The sequence below is a fragment of the Acinetobacter sp. 797_lipA genome, assembly GCF_058243025.1.
The window spans coordinates 18689-35473 of record NZ_JBZAYQ010000001.1; the positions used below are offsets into that span (position 1 = coordinate 18689).

Here is a 16785-nt window from a genome sequence, read left to right on the forward strand (position 1 = left end):
AACATGTACAGTCCTTCAGGCATCAGTGTTAACTGGGTTAATCTGAACTGCCATGCGTTATTGAATTCAGGATTACTACAAAAGGTCGGGGCAACAGCCAAAAATTCAAGCGGCTTCAGTGATTAATTCATGTATTTTTGGTAAAAAATTGCTGAAATCAGGCTTTCTAGGTGCTTATTCTGTCCGAAGGTCCATTTCCAATTCTGCTTGAGTTTTTTTATGTTGAAAAAGGCTAATCGTTACATTGAATTATTTTAATTAAATTTATCTGTTTTACTAATTTTTTGTTTGACCACATAATGAGTTCATCAGCGGTGATCATACTTTGTGGAGAGAGCAAAGTATGGTGACTGCGACCTATTTGCATAGCTTGGGGAAACCCTCTTAATTTAGAGATTTAGGTTTTTGAATAGTACGTCTCCCAAAAGTACTCTATTCGGTGCAAAGGTATAATGCTGTCAGAGTGATTCGAGCTTTGCACTCAAAATTCGATTTTTAAGGCTGTGGTTTCTTTATTTTTGTATGCTTTCTCGAGCTTAATCCGCTTTGGGTTAAGCTTTTTTTGCTTAAACTTTAAAAATAACATTATTTAATCGTGTATCAGCATACAAGAGTTCTGCAATACTGAAGAGTTGATGGTCTAAGCATAGAGTTCCTATTTATGCTGCTCACCGAATAAAGAAATAATGCAGAATCAGCATATTAACTTGAGCTGCTGTGGAGATGTAGTGCTAAGGCGGTATTTAGGCCCAATTAATAAAAAATTGCACAAGTTGTACTCGAGTCTGCAAAAACTACAACTCAGTACGTGTGTAAAAGTTTTCAGATTTGACAAAGATAGGCAGGGCAAAGTTTGGCTTTGCTATTTTGTATGACGTAAAAGGAAATGAAAGAATGTTAAATAAGAAAACTGCATTATTGTCTCTAGCGCTTTTAGGTTCAGCATTTACCATTGTGGGCTGTAGCTCAAATGAAACCAGTACAGCACCTGAGTCGGCTCAAGTGACTACTGCACCAGATGCAGCAGCAACCGTTGAGGGAAGTGCTGGAGTCGAAGTTCAAGCAGATCCTGCGGCTCAGATTGAACCCATCCAATCTGCACCTGCGACCACACAACAATAAAGCTTAAAAGAGAACGTTCTCTTACACTCGCTTTGTTAAAGACCTTCACAGGATGCCGTGAAGGTCTTTTTTTTAAGGGTAAATCACTAAAGCTGCTCAGCCGTGTTATTTCATCAGTCTGAAGTGCGATGACGATTTTATCGTTCTTGACCGGAGTTATCCCAACCTTTGTTTTGATCGCGGCGTTGATCATCAGTACGTTGCTTACGATCGTTATGGGATTGTTTGCGTCGATCTTCAGTCCGTTTATGCTCTTGCTCACGACGTTGGCGTTCGGCATTTTGTCGTTGCTGACGCTCAGTAGCATAACGGTTACGTTCTTGGTTTAATCGCTCTTGATCATGCTTTTTCTGTTGCCAGTCTTGATGACGTTGATTAGCGATCCGTTTGCGCTCAGCTTCAATACGTTGCCGTTCTTGTTCACGGTTTTGGCGTTCCCATTCAGCATGTCTTTGGCGGTTTCGGTCTGCCTCGCGACGTTCGCGTTCAATGCGGTTTTGTCGTTGTTGGTATTCCCAACGTTGGCGGTCTCGTTCGCGTTCATAGCGATCATGCTGGTCGTAGCGTCGATCGTCATAATCATAGCGGTGGTCATAGCGTCCGTCATAATAGCCATCCTCAGGAAAAGCCACACAGCCAACAAACAAGGTGCTGATGAGTGAGAGGAATATTATTTTTTTAGTCATGGCAGGTCTCCTTCATAAAAACGGAGTAGCAAAACACTCCTAAATCGGCATAAAAATTGTCAATGACAAGCTCTTAAAAGAAGATTAGCGTATAGGGCGTATTGCTATGTATCTTGATGTGAAGACTTATATAAGAGAATGGTCACATAAGTGCTGATCATGTAGAGAATATGAAGAACGATAAAAGGATATTATTGACATGGGCGTGTTGAATCAAACTTTACAACAATGGATGGAACAAGGCCAAGGCAGTGCGGCACGAGTAATTGATCGCTTACCGACAGTAGCACAAGAAGGCTTGGTTAAAGCGCTGGGTTATCCTCACCAGTTTGAACAACTGGACCCCTTTATCAAATGCTTAATGGCAGCTCAATATAAGCAAGGCAAATCAGGCTTTATTTTTGAAGACTACCACCGTTCGCGTAAATTGTTTGATCATCAAATTCAAATATTGACCGCGAAACCCAGCGCGGTAAAACAAGTGGAAGATTTACGTCTACCTTTACAAAGTGGAACTGTATTTGCGCGGCATTATCATCCTGCACCGAATAAGAAACTTCCGATGTTGGTGTTTTATCATGGCGGCGGCTTTGTGGTCGGCAGCCTCGACAGTCATGATGAAGTCTGTCGCTTACTGGCGATCCATGCCAAAGTGCAGGTGCTCAGTATTGATTATCCTTTGGCGCCAGAAGTTGGCCCGAATGTATTAATTCAATCTTGTGAAGATGCTTTGGCTTGGGTCTATCAAAACCGTCGTCAGTTCAAAATTTTGAAAAACCGAATTGCGGTGGCAGGCGATAGTGCAGGTGGTAATATCAGTGCAGTAGTGGCGCAGCGAACTGCGGCAAAAGCTTATGCGCCAAGTGCACAACTGTTAATTTACCCTGTGGTCGATTTCAAAAGTCGCCATCCATCGTTCTTTGCTTATAAAGATGGACTGACCTTAACTGGGCAAGATGTTGATAGGGTAACCTCGTTGTATGCTGAACAACATCAGGTAGCTTTAGATAATCCTATTGTTTCGCCAACCTATGGCGTATTAAAAAGTGTCGCCCCCGCTTTTGTCATCACCGCAGGTCATGATTTATTACATGATGAAGGTGAAATTTATGCCATCAAATTAAAGCAGCAGGGCAATAAGGTTTATTATCAGAATTATCTAGATCAACCTCACGGGTTTGTGAACTTCACCATCATTTCTCGTCGAGCAAAAAAAATCACCATAGAAATGGCAAAGAACTTTAGAAAATTTTGGGATAAGAATGCCAAATAAAAAAGCATGAATTTTAAAAAGAATGTTTCACGTGGAACATTCCTTTTTTATTTAGAGCGGATTTTGGCTTCTGGAAAAACGAGCTGAAAACTCGGGACATAAAAACTTTGTAGAGCCTTGGCTTGGCCAAAGTCTGGAAAGAGGGTGGTATGGTTTTGCCATTCAAATTTTTTCAGTTTCATTAGCTTTGCGCGAAACTGTGGAGAAAACTCATAACGTTGACCTTGCCACGCTTGCTGTATTTTGAGCATGGAACGCGGAATATGATGACTATTAATATAAAACGGACGTGCCTTTTTACATTGGGTGAGTGTTAAACGTAGTGTTTGGTTTTGAGTACTAAGCTGGCATTGTGTTGTTTCATTCTGCGTATGCCAATCAAACTGAGCGAACTCTTTCGGGATACCCCAAAGCTGTTGACCATGTTCAACTGAAATCTGTGTAGACACATAAATTTTAGGAATTGAACTTAAACGCCGTTTGCTCAGTAAAGGGTGGTCGAGCAAAAGCAGTTCATCATAAGGTCCAACAGGGGATTGATGATAACGAACCAACATGACTTGAACCACACGACCAATCGGGGAAGGGGCGATACGAAACGCTTTATATTGTCGGATAAATTTCGGACTGATCCAATAATTCAAAATAAAGGCTTCACCTTGTAAATGCCAAGGTGGAAATTGACTTAATTGAGACAGGGCTAAAGCTTCATTCATCGTTATTCTCGTTTTCTTAGAAGAAGTAGTGTTTTATTTATACTGAACGATTAATATACCGAAATCTAATAACATCTGAATGCTGTGAGTAACGAAATGTTAAAGAAGAGTTTAGTTGCAGTGGCGGCTACATGTATGAGTATGGCGGTCATGGCAAATAACACGATTGTTGAAATGAAAACATCAATGGGCAACATCGAAATTGAACTGTTTAATGATAAAGCACCAATCTCAGCAAAAAACTTTGAAGACTATACGAAAGCTAAGTTTTATAACGGCACGATCTTTCATCGCGTCATTCCGGGTTTCATGGTGCAAGGTGGGGGCATGACTGCTGACCTTGTGGAGAAGCCAACCCGACCAGCCATTCAAAATGAATCAAGTAATGGTTTATCGAATAAACGTGGCACTTTGGCGATGGCACGAACCAACCTACCGCATTCTGCAACCAGTCAGTTCTTTATTAATGTGGTGGATAATAACTTTCTAGATAGAAGTACCAATAACGCAGGTTATGCGGTTTTTGGTCAGGTCACTAAAGGTATGGATGTGGTAGATAAAATCACTAAAGTACCGACAGGACGTGCAGGGCCACATCAAGATGTACCGAAACAACCTGTTAAAATTCTCAGTGTGAATATTAAAGCAGCAGCAGTGCAAAAGTAATGAAAAAAGAGAGCAGAAATATTAAATCTATATTTCTGCTTTAAAATTATTGAGTTAGGCGTAAGGTTGTATGTTTTTGAACCTTTTTAGTGCATAAAAATACAACACCCGATAAAACAACTAGTTAAAAGCACTTGCAAAGCTTTAGAAATCCTCTAGAATGCACCCCATACCGACGAGATAGACGGAAACGAACGAAGCACGAAGTGCTGAGTTGTTAAGTATATTGAGTCCAGCTTCTGGCACTGACGAGGTGTTAGAAAGATCATTAAGAGATTGTGAAGAACAACTTGTGTGGATTTTTACTGATTGATCGATCGAAAATATTTCATTGATTGATGGTAAAAATTACTCGAAGTTTATTTGAGAAATATTTGTCAGAAAATTGATGAGCCAAGATTTGTAGCCATAAGCTACTAATGATTTTTAACTGAAGAGTTTGATCATGGCTCAGATTGAACGCTGGCGGCAGGCTTAACACATGCAAGTCGAGCGGGGTGATGTAGCTTGCTACATTACCTAGCGGCGGACGGGTGAGTAATGCTTAGGAATCTGCCTATTAGTGGGGGACAACATTCCGAAAGGAATGCTAATACCGCATACGCCCTACGGGGGAAAGCAGGGGATCTTCGGACCTTGCGCTAATAGATGAGCCTAAGTCAGATTAGCTAGTTGGTGGGGTAAAGGCCTACCAAGGCGACGATCTGTAGCGGGTCTGAGAGGATGATCCGCCACACTGGGACTGAGACACGGCCCAGACTCCTACGGGAGGCAGCAGTGGGGAATATTGGACAATGGGCGCAAGCCTGATCCAGCCATGCCGCGTGTGTGAAGAAGGCCTTTTGGTTGTAAAGCACTTTAAGCGAGGAGGAGGCTACTTGGATTAATACTCTAGGATAGTGGACGTTACTCGCAGAATAAGCACCGGCTAACTCTGTGCCAGCAGCCGCGGTAATACAGAGGGTGCGAGCGTTAATCGGATTTACTGGGCGTAAAGCGTGCGTAGGCGGCTTTTTAAGTCGGATGTGAAATCCCTGAGCTTAACTTAGGAATTGCATTCGATACTGGGAAGCTAGAGTATGGGAGAGGATGGTAGAATTCCAGGTGTAGCGGTGAAATGCGTAGAGATCTGGAGGAATACCGATGGCGAAGGCAGCCATCTGGCCTAATACTGACGCTGAGGTACGAAAGCATGGGGAGCAAACAGGATTAGATACCCTGGTAGTCCATGCCGTAAACGATGTCTACTAGCCGTTGGGGCCTTTGAGGCTTTAGTGGCGCAGCTAACGCGATAAGTAGACCGCCTGGGGAGTACGGTCGCAAGACTAAAACTCAAATGAATTGACGGGGGCCCGCACAAGCGGTGGAGCATGTGGTTTAATTCGATGCAACGCGAAGAACCTTACCTGGTCTTGACATAGTAAGAACTTTCCAGAGATGGATTGGTGCCTTCGGGAACTTACATACAGGTGCTGCATGGCTGTCGTCAGCTCGTGTCGTGAGATGTTGGGTTAAGTCCCGCAACGAGCGCAACCCTTTTCCTTATTTGCCAGCGGGTTAAGCCGGGAACTTTAAGGATACTGCCAGTGACAAACTGGAGGAAGGCGGGGACGACGTCAAGTCATCATGGCCCTTACGACCAGGGCTACACACGTGCTACAATGGTCGGTACAAAGGGTTGCTACCTAGCGATAGGATGCTAATCTCAAAAAGCCGATCGTAGTCCGGATTGGAGTCTGCAACTCGACTCCATGAAGTCGGAATCGCTAGTAATCGCGGATCAGAATGCCGCGGTGAATACGTTCCCGGGCCTTGTACACACCGCCCGTCACACCATGGGAATTTGTTGCACCAGAAGTAGGTAGTCTAACCGCAAGGAGGACGCTTACCACGGTGTGGCCGATGACTGGGGTGAAGTCGTAACAAGGTAGCCGTAGGGGAACCTGCGGCTGGATCACCTCCTTAACGAAAGATTGACGATTGGTAAGAATCCACAACAAGTTGTTCTTCATGACGATGTATCTGAGGGTCTGTAGCTCAGTTGGTTAGAGCACACGCTTGATAAGCGTGGGGTCACAAGTTCAAGTCTTGTCAGACCCACCAAATCTGACTAACAAGCATTATTAAATGCTGAATACAGAAAAACAGAGACATTGACTTATTGATAAGCTGGGGACTTAGCTTAGTTGGTAGAGCGCCTGCTTTGCACGCAGGAGGTCAGGAGTTCGACTCTCCTAGTCTCCACCAAATTTCAAGAATAGAAAAACAATGTTTTTCCTTGAAATTTAAGCAAGAAGCTATGCTTCGCGCAGATAGGTTGGATTACAGAAATTAGTAAGTTGAAGCTTATTAACTTCTGTGATTTATCACAGTTTCCTGACCTGACGAAGGCTGGAAAAATCATTAACAGAATATATTTGAGTTGAAATAATTTGTTCATACTCGTTTTTAAGATCGACATTAACAGTGATTTATTACTGATTGATGAAGATTGAAGAAATGAGTTACTAGCGAAATTAACTGAATCAAGCGTTTTGGTATGTGAATTGAATTGAAGCTGTACAGTGTTTAAGTACACAGAGCAACAAACTGTATGATCGAGCAATCGATCTGTCCTAGTACTACTTGTAGGTGCTACGACTGTTTGGGGTTGTATAGTCAAGTAATTAAGTGCATGTGGTGGATGCCTTGGCAGTCAGAGGCGATGAAAGACGTAATAGCCTGCGATAAGCTCCGGGGAGGCGGCAAATATCCTGTGATCCGGAGATTTCTGAATGGGGAAACCCACCTGTCATAAGGCAGGTATCGTATGATGAATACATAGTCATACGAGGCGAACGAGGGGAAGTGAAACATCTCAGTACCCTTAGGAAAAGAAATCAATTGAGATTCCCTCAGTAGCGGCGAGCGAACGGGGAAAAGCCCATTAAGTCATATAAGTTCTAGTGGAATGCTCTGGGAAGTGCAACCATAGTGGGTGATAGTCCTGTACACGAAAGGGCTTATATGATGATGTCGAGTAGGGCGGGGCACGTGAAACCTTGTCTGAATATGGGGGGACCATCCTCCAAGGCTAAATACTCCTGACTGACCGATAGTGAACCAGTACCGTGAGGGAAAGGCGAAAAGAACCCCTGTGAGGGGAGTGAAATAGATCCTGAAACCGCATGCATACAAGCAGTGGGAGCCGACTTGTTCGGTGACTGCGTACCTTTTGTATAATGGGTCAGCGACTTACATTCAGTAGCGAGGTTAACCGCATAGGGGAGCCGTAGAGAAATCGAGTCTTAATAGGGCGTTTAGTTGCTGGGTGTAGACCCGAAACCGGGTGATCTATCCATGAGCAGGTTGAAGGTTGGGTAACACTAACTGGAGGACCGAACCCACTGTCGTTGAAAAGCCAGGGGATGACTTGTGGATAGGGGTGAAAGGCTAATCAAACTCGGTGATAGCTGGTTCTCCCCGAAAGCTATTTAGGTAGCGCCTCGGACGAATACCATTGGGGGTAGAGCACTGTTTCGGCTAGGGGGTCATCCCGACTTACCAAACCGATGCAAACTCCGAATACCAATGAGTACTATCCGGGAGACAGACTGCGGGTGCTAACGTCCGTAGTCAAGAGGAAAACAATCCAGACCGCCAGCTAAGGCCCCAAAATTATAGTTAAGTGGGAAACGATGTGGGAAGGCATAGACAGCTAGGAGGTTGGCTTAGAAGCAGCCACCCTTTAAAGAAAGCGTAATAGCTCACTAGTCGAGTCGGCCTGCGCGGAAGATGTAACGGGGCTAAAACTATATGCCGAAGCTGCGGATTTGCAATTTATTGCAAGTGGTAGGGGAGCGTTCTGTAAGCCGATGAAGGTGTATTGAGAAGTATGCTGGAGGTATCAGAAGTGCGAATGCTGACGTGAGTAACGACAATGCGAGTGAAAAACTCGCACGCTGAAAGACCAAGGGTTCCAGTCCAACGTTAATCGGGGCTGGGTGAGTCGACCCCTAAGGCGAGGCCGAGAGGCGTAGTCGATGGGAAATTGGTTAATATTCCAATACTTCTATGTAATGCGATGAGAGGACGGAGAAGGTTAAGTCAGCCTGGCGTTGGTTGTCCAGGTGGAAGGTTGTAGGCATGTATCTTAGGCAAATCCGGGGTACTGTATGCTGAGAACTGATAGCAAGCTGTACTTGTACAGTGAAGTGGCTGATACCATGCTTCCAGGAAAAGTCTCTAAGCTTCAGTTACATAGGAATCGTACCCGAAACCGACACAGGTGGTCAGGTCGAGTAGACCAAAGCGCTTGAGAGAACTCTGCTGAAGGAACTAGGCAAAATGGTACCGTAACTTCGGGAGAAGGTACGCTGCCGACGGTGATAGGATTTACTCCTTGAGCTATTGGCAGCCACAGAAACCAGGCCCCTGCAACTGTTTATTAAAAACATAGCACTCTGCAAACACGAAAGTGGACGTATAGGGTGTGATGCCTGCCCGGTGCTGGAAGGTTAATTGATGGGGTTAGCGTAAGCGAAGCTCTTGATCGAAGCCCCAGTAAACGGCGGCCGTAACTATAACGGTCCTAAGGTAGCGAAATTCCTTGTCGGGTAAGTTCCGACCTGCACGAATGGCATAATGATGGGGGCGCTGTCTCCAGCAGAGACTCAGTGAAATCGAATTCGCCGTGAAGATGCGGTGTACCCGCGGCTAGACGGAAAGACCCCGTGAACCTTTACTGCAGCTTGACATTGAACTTTGATCTTACTTGTGTAGGATAGGTGGGAGGCTTTGAAACCGAGACGCTAGTTTCGGTGGAGCCAATCTTGAAATACCACCCTGGTAATATTGAGGTTCTAACTCTGTCCCGTTATCCGGGACGAGGACCATGTCTGGTGGGTAGTTTGACTGGGGCGGTCTCCTCCTAAAGAGTAACGGAGGAGTACGAAGGTGCGCTCAGCGTGGTCGGAAATCACGCGTAGAGTATAAAGGCAAAAGCGCGCTTAACTGCGAGACCCACAAGTCGAGCAGGTACGAAAGTAGGTCTTAGTGATCCGGTGGTTCTGTATGGAAGGGCCATCGCTCAACGGATAAAAGGTACTCTGGGGATAACAGGCTGATACCGCCCAAGAGTTCATATCGACGGCGGTGTTTGGCACCTCGATGTCGGCTCATCTCATCCTGGGGCTGAAGCAGGTCCCAAGGGTATGGCTGTTCGCCATTTAAAGAGGTACGCGAGCTGGGTTTAGAACGTCGTGAGACAGTTCGGTCCCTATCTACCGTGGGCGTTGGAAATTTGAGAGGATCTGCTCCTAGTACGAGAGGACCAGAGTGGACGAACCTCTGGTGTACCGGTTGTGACGCCAGTCGCATCGCCGGGTAGCTATGTTCGGAAGGGATAACCGCTGAAAGCATCTAAGCGGGAAGCCTACCTCAAGATAAGATTTCCCTAGGACTTTATGTCCTCTAAAGAGCCGTTGAAGACTACGACGTTGATAGGTTGGATGTGGAAGCATAGTGATATGTGAAGCTGACCAATACTAATTGCTCGTGAGGCTTGACTATACAACACCCAAACAGTTGGTGTTGTGGTTCAAATCACTGCAAACAACTTGATTTAGTTATAAAGCTAGATAAAATATCCAACTCAAATATACCTGTTAATAACTCATTTGATGAAAGTTAGGCACGAAGAGCACTGCTCTGAGGTTAGACCCAACGAATAGTCATAAACAGTTGTGCTGGCGACAATAGCAAGAGTGAACCACCTGATCCCTTCCCGAACTCAGAAGTGAAACCTCTTAGCGCTGATGGTAGTGTGGAGTTATCCATGTGAGAGTAAGTCATCGCCAGCTCATTAATTCAAATCCCCCTCCGCTTAATGCAGAGGGGGATTTTTTTATGCTGAATATATTAAATAATATAAATTAAAAAGAGAAGAGTGGAGAATACACGCTAAATTATACAAAAATACATTTATATAAATTAAAATTATGTGAAAAATCTACCAATTATCAAAGAATTCGATGAAGTGCAAATCGTTTCGCATCATTTTTATACAACTTTAGTCTAATTTTTTCAAAAAAAACCATTTCGATTGTTTTATTTATAGACAAAAACTGAATTATGATTCATTTTATTTAAAAGTGAATTTGTATTCACTTTTTATAATAAAGCTCACAATTGGAGGTGAGGCAAAAATGACAGCGACAACAATGAATGTAAATGCTGTAATCGATCAGGCTAAGTTTAAGCCTTTTCATTTAACGGTTGTTTTGTGGTGCTTATTCGTCGTCTTGTTTGATGGCTATGATTTAGCAATTAACGGTGTGGCTTTACCGCTTTTAATGAAAGAGTGGGGTATGACGGCTGTTCAAGCGGGAATGCTAGCCAGTACTGCCCTAGCAGGCATGATGTTTGGTGCAATGCTATTTGGGATGCTGGCCGATAAAATTGGCCGTAAAAAAGTCATTATTATCTGTGTTACGTTGTTCAGTGGGTTCACTTTTGCGGGTGGCTTTGCTTCAAACCCGACTGAATTTGGTATTTTACGCTTTATTGCGGGTCTTGGAATTGGTGGTGTATTACCGAATTTGGTTGCTTTAACTTCGGAATATGCGCCGCAGAAGTTTCGTAGTACTTTGGTGACCGCGATGTTTAGTGGCTATGCAATGGGTGGGATTATGGCAGCACTACTAGGTGTTGCATTTACGCCAACATTTGGCTGGAAGATCATGTTTTTCATTGCTGGTATTCCATTACTGTTTATTCCGATTTTATGGAAATTTTTACCTGAATCAGTCACTTTTTTAGTGAAAGACCAGCAAACAGAAAAGGCACGCAGCATTATTCAACGTCTGGTACCTGAAGAGACTGTAACTTCAGATACTGTTCTAGTGCTGAATGAAGCTAAAGTCCCTGATGCATCTGTCGCTGCCTTGTTTAAAAATGGCCGTGGTATGGGTACAGTTTTATTTTGGTGCTGCTTCTTCATGTGCTTATTGATGGTTTATGCCCTAGGAAGCTGGTTACCAAAACTGATGATGGCTGCGGGTTATTCGATGGGCAGCAGTTTAATGTTCCTCCTTTCCTTGAACATTGGTGCGGTGATTGGCACTGCTGGTGGTGGTGTGCTTGCGGATCGTTTCCACTTGAAACCTGTCATTATTAGCATGTTGACTGTCGGGGCATTTGCACTGGTGGGTTTAGGCTTTAATTCACCACAACCTGTAATTTATTTATTGGTTGCACTTGCAGGAGCCGCTTCAATCGGTTGTAGTATTTTACTATATAGCTATGTGGCTCAATATTATCCGTTGGCTGTTCGTTCAACAGGGTTGGGTTGGGCATCTGGCATTGGCCGTGTGGGTGCAATCGTGGGTCCAATTGTCATTGGTGTATTGTTGGGCATGGAATTACCACATAAGTTGAATTTTATTGCTGTGGCGATTCCTGCGGTACTTGCTGCGATAGCGGTTTCTTTTATCCGTTTAAATAGTGCTGAAGAAACAGTTAAAACTCAGGTGAAAGTTTCAAGTTCAATCAAAGCATCTTCTTAATCAAACCCCAAACAAATAAAAGGCTCTCGTTGTGAGGGCCTTTATTTTTCAAAATCGATGTACCGTTGGATGGTATTTGGTCGTGTTTGACGGAGAGTGCTATGCTAAAGGTAGCTTTAAATAGGGCAGCACAATAACAATGATTAAGCAGCAGAAAAAGCTCGAACCTGAGCAAAGTGAGAATTTATTCAACACCTTAGAACAGCGGTTTCAACAGCATACTGAACGTCATATGCAAATTAGTTGGGCATTTGTCCGAGAAAAACTTTTGCAGTCCCCAGAAAAATTATACGCCTTACAACAAATGGAAATGAGCGGTGGTGAGCCCGATGTCGTGTTTTTACCGAATACACAAGATGTGTATTTTTTTGATTGTTCAATTGAGTCCCCAAAAGGGCGACGGAGCATGTGTTATGACCGAGAGGCACTATTAAGTCGCAAGGATCATCTGCCTGAAAATACAGTGCTAGATTGGGTACAGGCGTATGGCCTAAGCTTAGTGACGGAACAACAGTATTATATTTTACAGCAGATCTTTAATTTTGACTTGAAAACATCCAGTTGGGTTGAGACTCCAGCTGAATTACGTCAACAAGGCGGGGCAATTTTTTGTGATCAGCGCTATGGTCGTACGTTTACCTATCATAATGGCGCTGCTTCGTACTATGAGAGTCGAGGATTTCGGACTTATATTCAGCTTTAACTGTGGGATAGAGATAAAAAGAAACCCCGACATCCTGTCGAGGTTTCTTTGTATTTCAGTGTTTAGATACAACTCCTGTCATATCTCACATCCTGATGCTCAAACTGATTATTGTTGTTTTAAGTTTGGGAAACGTCCTGTTTCCTGATGGTTTAAATATACATGGTGATGGCTGTTGTTCAAACAGCATTTTAACCACGCTATTTGTAAGCCTAAGCTGACAAAAGTGAATAGCTTATATAATTTGCTTAGCACTTTAAATCAGCATCGTTTAAATAGCCTAATCAATGCTAGGTTGGCTTAATGAACTGATCCTGCTCGACAACGACTGGGTTTGACCGTTTTCCTTTTAAATATAGAGCATCACTGGTATCGCGCGGTTGTAAATCGACTGCACTGTAAGTACAGAACAATATTAAAAAGCCGTATTTATGCATGTGATGTTCATTAGAAATATGGCCAATGTTCCCTGATGGGGTGAACATTTGAATAAAAATGTGAAAAGTAATGTTTTTTATGCGAGCGGGTAATACTTTTAGCGTTATTTACATTGATTTTTTCAGTAGGTTGAGTATCGATGCAGGATCTTCAAATTTTATGCAGGAAAATAGGCGTAATAAATCATTCCAAAAAGTTTGTTAATTTATAACTAATTTTGTACAATAAATAAGCTGATTAATTGAACGGTTGAATCAGCACACATTATAAAAATGGAATATTTGAAGCAGAAATTACAGAATATTTTTATAAAAGTGAGTATTGTTGAACCATATAAAAGGGAAGTTTAATCGACACACTTTAACCAAGGTTTTGTGAAAACTCCTCTGTTTGTCATTTAGAACCTTGCACCCAAAAGGTCGAAGCTAAATCAAACACTCAAGATTAATATTAAATGGTTCTTTTTTGTTGCGAGATAACCAAATAAAAAGCAATTAAAAGGGACCTAGGTTTAGGTGTTTTATGTCAGGAACTCGTGAAAACTGGACATCACGATCTGGTTTTATTATTGCAGCTGTAGGTTCGGCTGTAGGTTTAGGTAATATTTGGCGTTTCCCTTATGTTGCTTATGAAAATGGTGGCGGTGCCTTTCTTATTCCTTATTTATTGGCGTTAATTACCGCTGGTTTACCTCTGTTATTTTTAGATTATGCAACGGGACACCGTAGTTCTGGGTCACCACCTAAAGCCTATCGGGCTTTGTTTAAAGGCGGTGAAACGCTGGGTTGGTGGCAAGTCTGTGTGTGTATCATCATTGGTTTGTACTATGCCAGCGTACTGACGTGGGCGGGAAGCTATGTTTACTTCTCGATTGGTCAGACTTGGGGCAGTGACCCTGAAAGTTTCTTCTTTAATACCTACTTACAAACTTCGAAAGCAACAGGTTTCGATTTACAGTTTGTAAGCCATTTATTTTGGCCAATCATGGGAATTTGGGCACTGACCTTAATTATTCTGTTTGGTGGGGTTAAAAAAGGTGTTGAATTATCGAATAAGATTTTCATGCCTTTATTGTTCGTTTTATTTACCATTTTAGTGGTGCAATCACTTCGTTTGCCAGGTGCCGCAGAAGGCTTAAATGCATTCTTTACACCGAACTGGTCTGCGATGATGGACTATAAAGTGTGGTTGGCGGCGTATGGCCATACCTTCTTCTCGCTTTCTGTGGGTTTCGGGATCATGGTGACTTATGCATCTTACTTAAAGCCAAAGACCAATTTGACAGGCTCAGGTTTAATCGTTGGTTTTGCCAACGCTTCAACTGAAATCTTGGCGGGTATTGGTATTTTTGCTGCATTAGGCTTTATGGCGCATGCCGCAGGCAAAGAAGTTCAAGATGTAGTGAGTGGTGGTATCGGTTTGGCATTTATTGCTTTCCCGAAAATCATTTCAAGTCTTGGTGCAGGTGCTGATTTATTCGGTCTATTGTTCTTCTCATCATTATTTGTTGCTGGTATTTCTTCCATGGTCAGTATCTTAGAAGTGCCGATTGCAGCGATGCAGGATAAGTTAAAATGGAGCCGTAAAAAAGCAGTTACCATTATCGGTGGTGGTAGTGCACTGGTTTCAGTGATCTTATTCTCAAGTGTGAATGCGATTAAACTGGTGGATATCGTGGATCACTTTATCAATAACATTGGCATTGTGGGTGGCGCGCTTGTTTCTATTCTTTGTATTACTTGGTTTAAGCGTTCAGCATTGATTGAGTTGCGTGATCACGTAAACCGTATTTCCACGATTCAACTCGGTAAGGGTTGGGCATTTACCTTGACCGTGATTACTTCACTCGTGTTATTAACAACGTTGAGCATGACGTTATTTAATTTGGTGAGAAATGGTTACGATACCTATAGCATGAGTCTGCAAGGGCTATTTGGTTGGGGCAGTGTGATTTTCTGTGCTGTCGTCGCAATCGTACTCAGCAAAGTTAAAGATCGCTAGGAGAAAAAAATGAATACTTCAGCAATCATAATGATGGTGATTTCAATGTTGTTTGTTTGGGGGGGACTCGTATTGTCTATTCTCCACTTGATGAAAAATCCAGAAGAGCTCGATGATGTTCTTGAAGAAGTGAAAGACCAGCATACGTTGTAATACTGGATTTAAAGTTTAGTCATCCTGAAATAGGTATCTACTTATTAAAAAACGCCCGATGAGCTTCATTGGGCGTTTTTTTAACGAGGGCGTAGTGAGCTATCGCACATCAGTGCTATACAACAATGCTTCTATAAACTTTTTTGATGAGCTGATTTGGAGCTTAGTGTTCACGTCAATTTGGCTTGAAATAAATAAGAATTCATACGGCCAGAAAGAACAAAAAGTATGCTGTACAAATTTTATCTAATAAATATGCAATCACAATAACAACTATGATACAAAATAGTATAGAATTGTGACACAGTTTGTACTTTCGCCGACTAATTCATATGAAAATTAACAAAAAGAAATTTTCTGCTCTGTCGTTTTTATTTTTTTTTTCATTAGAAGCACATGCATTTCCACAACCGGGAAGCTATATTTCTAACGTTGCATCTGGGGACTATACCGATGAGATGGGGAATGTTTTATTGGTCAATTCCAATCCCGTGGCATTGGAAGTTCAAAAAACGTACTCACTGACTTTAGTACAAAACCAAAACCAATATGGTGTGGTCGGTGGGGCTGTGAATCTGCCACACGTATTAACCAATATAGTCAAACTACTTTATTATTCATACAAGATTCGAAAAAAACTCGAAATAACTCATCGACTGAGTCGATCAACCATTCTTTACGCTTACGTTTAACCCATGCCCACATGTGTTCTATAGGATTTAAATCAGGGCTGTATGCAGGAAGCCAAAGAATTTTATGCCCTTGTTGTTCCAATAACTCCTGAATATCTGCTCTTTTATGAAATGCTGCATTATCCATAACCACTACACTATTTTCTGGTAATGCTGGTATGAGGAATTGCTCAATCCAAAAATGAAAAACATCTGAATTGATTTTGCAGTCAAATAAACCGACTGAAAATAACTTACCCTCATGGATTGCTCCAATGGCATTGGTCTGATTCTTTAATTGCCAATTATATTGCCCTAAACAGGGTACTCCTTTTCGTGAGTAGCCATGAGGTCTATAATCATGTGACTTAAAACCACTTTCATCCAGATAAATAATCGGATGGTTTTTTTCTAATTCATTCACTTGCAGAATAAATTTATCCCTAAGCTTTGTATCTGCTTTAGGATGGCTTAACGTCTTTTTTTAACTGTAATATTTAAGCGCTTTAATGCAGCACCAATAGATGAAACACCACAATTAAAACGTGCAGCACGTTCATATTGATAAGCATCAGGATACTTTTCAACATCTTCACGTAAAGCATCATCGTTAATTTTAGAAGGTTTACGTACACGAGTTTTTTTAATCTCTATACGTTTCTTCCATTCAACAATGGTATTTTTATTAATTTCAAATTGTGCAGCTACCGCTCGAATAGAATAACCTTCCTCAAGCTTAGCTAAAATTTTACGTCTAAAATGTTCTGAATAACTCATTGCACCATTGTATTGGTTTTATAATGATTTGACTA

General features: G+C 42.4%; 12 protein-coding genes, 2 tRNA genes and 3 rRNA genes. 12 read left to right on the top strand and 5 right to left on the bottom strand.

The annotated features are described in order from the left end of the window. Nucleotides 1–894: 894 nt before the first annotated feature. Nucleotides 895–1122 (top strand): hypothetical protein, encoded by a 228-nt coding sequence (locus AC4CU2_RS00080; protein WP_130234841.1) that lies wholly within the window; start codon nucleotides 895–897, stop codon nucleotides 1120–1122. Between the two features lie 137 nt (nucleotides 1123–1259). Here the strand turns inward: AC4CU2_RS00080 and AC4CU2_RS00085 are convergent, their stop codons facing one another. Then, on the bottom strand, nucleotides 1260–1808 hold the full coding sequence (locus tag AC4CU2_RS00085) for a hypothetical protein (RefSeq protein WP_490768130.1): 549 nt from the start codon (nucleotides 1806–1808) through the stop codon (nucleotides 1260–1262). A gap of 199 nt (nucleotides 1809–2007) precedes the next feature. Here AC4CU2_RS00085 and AC4CU2_RS00090 point away from each other — a divergent pair, with 199 nt between their 5' ends. After that, on the top strand, nucleotides 2008–3081 hold the full coding sequence (locus AC4CU2_RS00090) for an alpha/beta hydrolase (protein ID WP_490768131.1): 1074 nt from the start codon (nucleotides 2008–2010) through the stop codon (nucleotides 3079–3081). Nucleotides 3082–3128: 47 nt separating this feature from the next. Here AC4CU2_RS00090 and AC4CU2_RS00095 read toward each other — a convergent pair whose 3' ends face one another. Beyond that, nucleotides 3129–3797: an acetoacetate decarboxylase family protein gene (locus AC4CU2_RS00095; protein WP_490768132.1), complete on the bottom strand. Its 669-nt coding sequence runs from the start codon at nucleotides 3795–3797 to the stop codon at nucleotides 3129–3131. A 96-nt stretch (nucleotides 3798–3893) separates the two neighbouring features. Here AC4CU2_RS00095 and AC4CU2_RS00100 point away from each other — a divergent pair, with 96 nt between their 5' ends. The 8 genes from AC4CU2_RS00100 (at nucleotide 3894) to AC4CU2_RS00135 (ending at nucleotide 12710) form a co-directional block, all read left to right on the top strand. Next, nucleotides 3894–4463 (top strand): peptidylprolyl isomerase, encoded by a 570-nt coding sequence (locus AC4CU2_RS00100; protein WP_005402030.1) that lies wholly within the window; start codon nucleotides 3894–3896, stop codon nucleotides 4461–4463. A gap of 427 nt (nucleotides 4464–4890) precedes the next feature. Beyond that, a 16S ribosomal RNA gene (locus tag AC4CU2_RS00105) occupies nucleotides 4891–6428 on the top strand. A 61-nt stretch (nucleotides 6429–6489) separates the two neighbouring features. Beyond that, nucleotides 6490–6566: transfer RNA gene (locus AC4CU2_RS00110), tRNA-Ile, on the top strand. A gap of 68 nt (nucleotides 6567–6634) precedes the next feature. Then, a tRNA-Ala gene (locus AC4CU2_RS00115) sits at nucleotides 6635–6710 on the top strand. Between the two features lie 409 nt (nucleotides 6711–7119). After that, nucleotides 7120–10013 (top strand): 23S ribosomal RNA (locus tag AC4CU2_RS00120). 175 nt (nucleotides 10014–10188) lie between these two features. After that, nucleotides 10189–10303 (top strand): 5S ribosomal RNA (gene rrf, locus AC4CU2_RS00125). Together the 16S, 23S and 5S rRNA genes with 2 tRNA genes alongside form the textbook arrangement of a ribosomal RNA operon. Before the next feature lie 345 nt (nucleotides 10304–10648). Continuing rightward, on the top strand, nucleotides 10649–12007 hold the full coding sequence (locus AC4CU2_RS00130) for an MFS transporter (protein ID WP_184117861.1): 1359 nt from the start codon (nucleotides 10649–10651) through the stop codon (nucleotides 12005–12007). Between the two features lie 142 nt (nucleotides 12008–12149). After that, nucleotides 12150–12710 (top strand): DUF4256 domain-containing protein, encoded by a 561-nt coding sequence (locus AC4CU2_RS00135; RefSeq protein ID WP_490769190.1) that lies wholly within the window; start codon nucleotides 12150–12152, stop codon nucleotides 12708–12710. 290 nt (nucleotides 12711–13000) lie between these two features. Here the strand turns inward: AC4CU2_RS00135 and AC4CU2_RS00140 are convergent, their stop codons facing one another. After that, nucleotides 13001–13147: a hypothetical protein gene (locus AC4CU2_RS00140; RefSeq protein ID WP_160361970.1), complete on the bottom strand. Its 147-nt coding sequence runs from the start codon at nucleotides 13145–13147 to the stop codon at nucleotides 13001–13003. Nucleotides 13148–13670: 523 nt separating this feature from the next. Between AC4CU2_RS00140 and AC4CU2_RS00145 the strand changes: the two genes are divergently transcribed. Together AC4CU2_RS00145 and AC4CU2_RS00150 are read left to right on the top strand one after the other, a co-directional pair. Beyond that, nucleotides 13671–15149, top strand: a complete 1479-nt coding sequence (locus AC4CU2_RS00145; RefSeq protein WP_490768133.1) for a sodium-dependent transporter — start codon at nucleotides 13671–13673, stop codon at nucleotides 15147–15149. Between the two features lie 9 nt (nucleotides 15150–15158). Then, nucleotides 15159–15302: a methionine/alanine import family NSS transporter small subunit gene (locus tag AC4CU2_RS00150; protein ID WP_005401426.1), complete on the top strand. Its 144-nt coding sequence runs from the start codon at nucleotides 15159–15161 to the stop codon at nucleotides 15300–15302. Nucleotides 15303–15902: 600 nt separating this feature from the next. Here the strand turns inward: AC4CU2_RS00150 and AC4CU2_RS00155 are convergent. Together AC4CU2_RS00155 and AC4CU2_RS00160 are read right to left on the bottom strand one after the other, a co-directional pair. Further along, the gene (locus AC4CU2_RS00155) at nucleotides 15903–16397 is read right to left on the bottom strand and encodes an IS630 family transposase (RefSeq protein ID WP_004781677.1); all 495 of its coding nucleotides are present in this window, start codon (nucleotides 16395–16397) and stop codon (nucleotides 15903–15905) included. 47 nt (nucleotides 16398–16444) lie between these two features. After that, the gene (locus AC4CU2_RS00160) at nucleotides 16445–16750 is read right to left on the bottom strand and encodes an IS630 transposase-related protein (protein ID WP_000122230.1); all 306 of its coding nucleotides are present in this window, start codon (nucleotides 16748–16750) and stop codon (nucleotides 16445–16447) included. Between the last annotated feature and the right edge of the window lie 35 nt (nucleotides 16751–16785).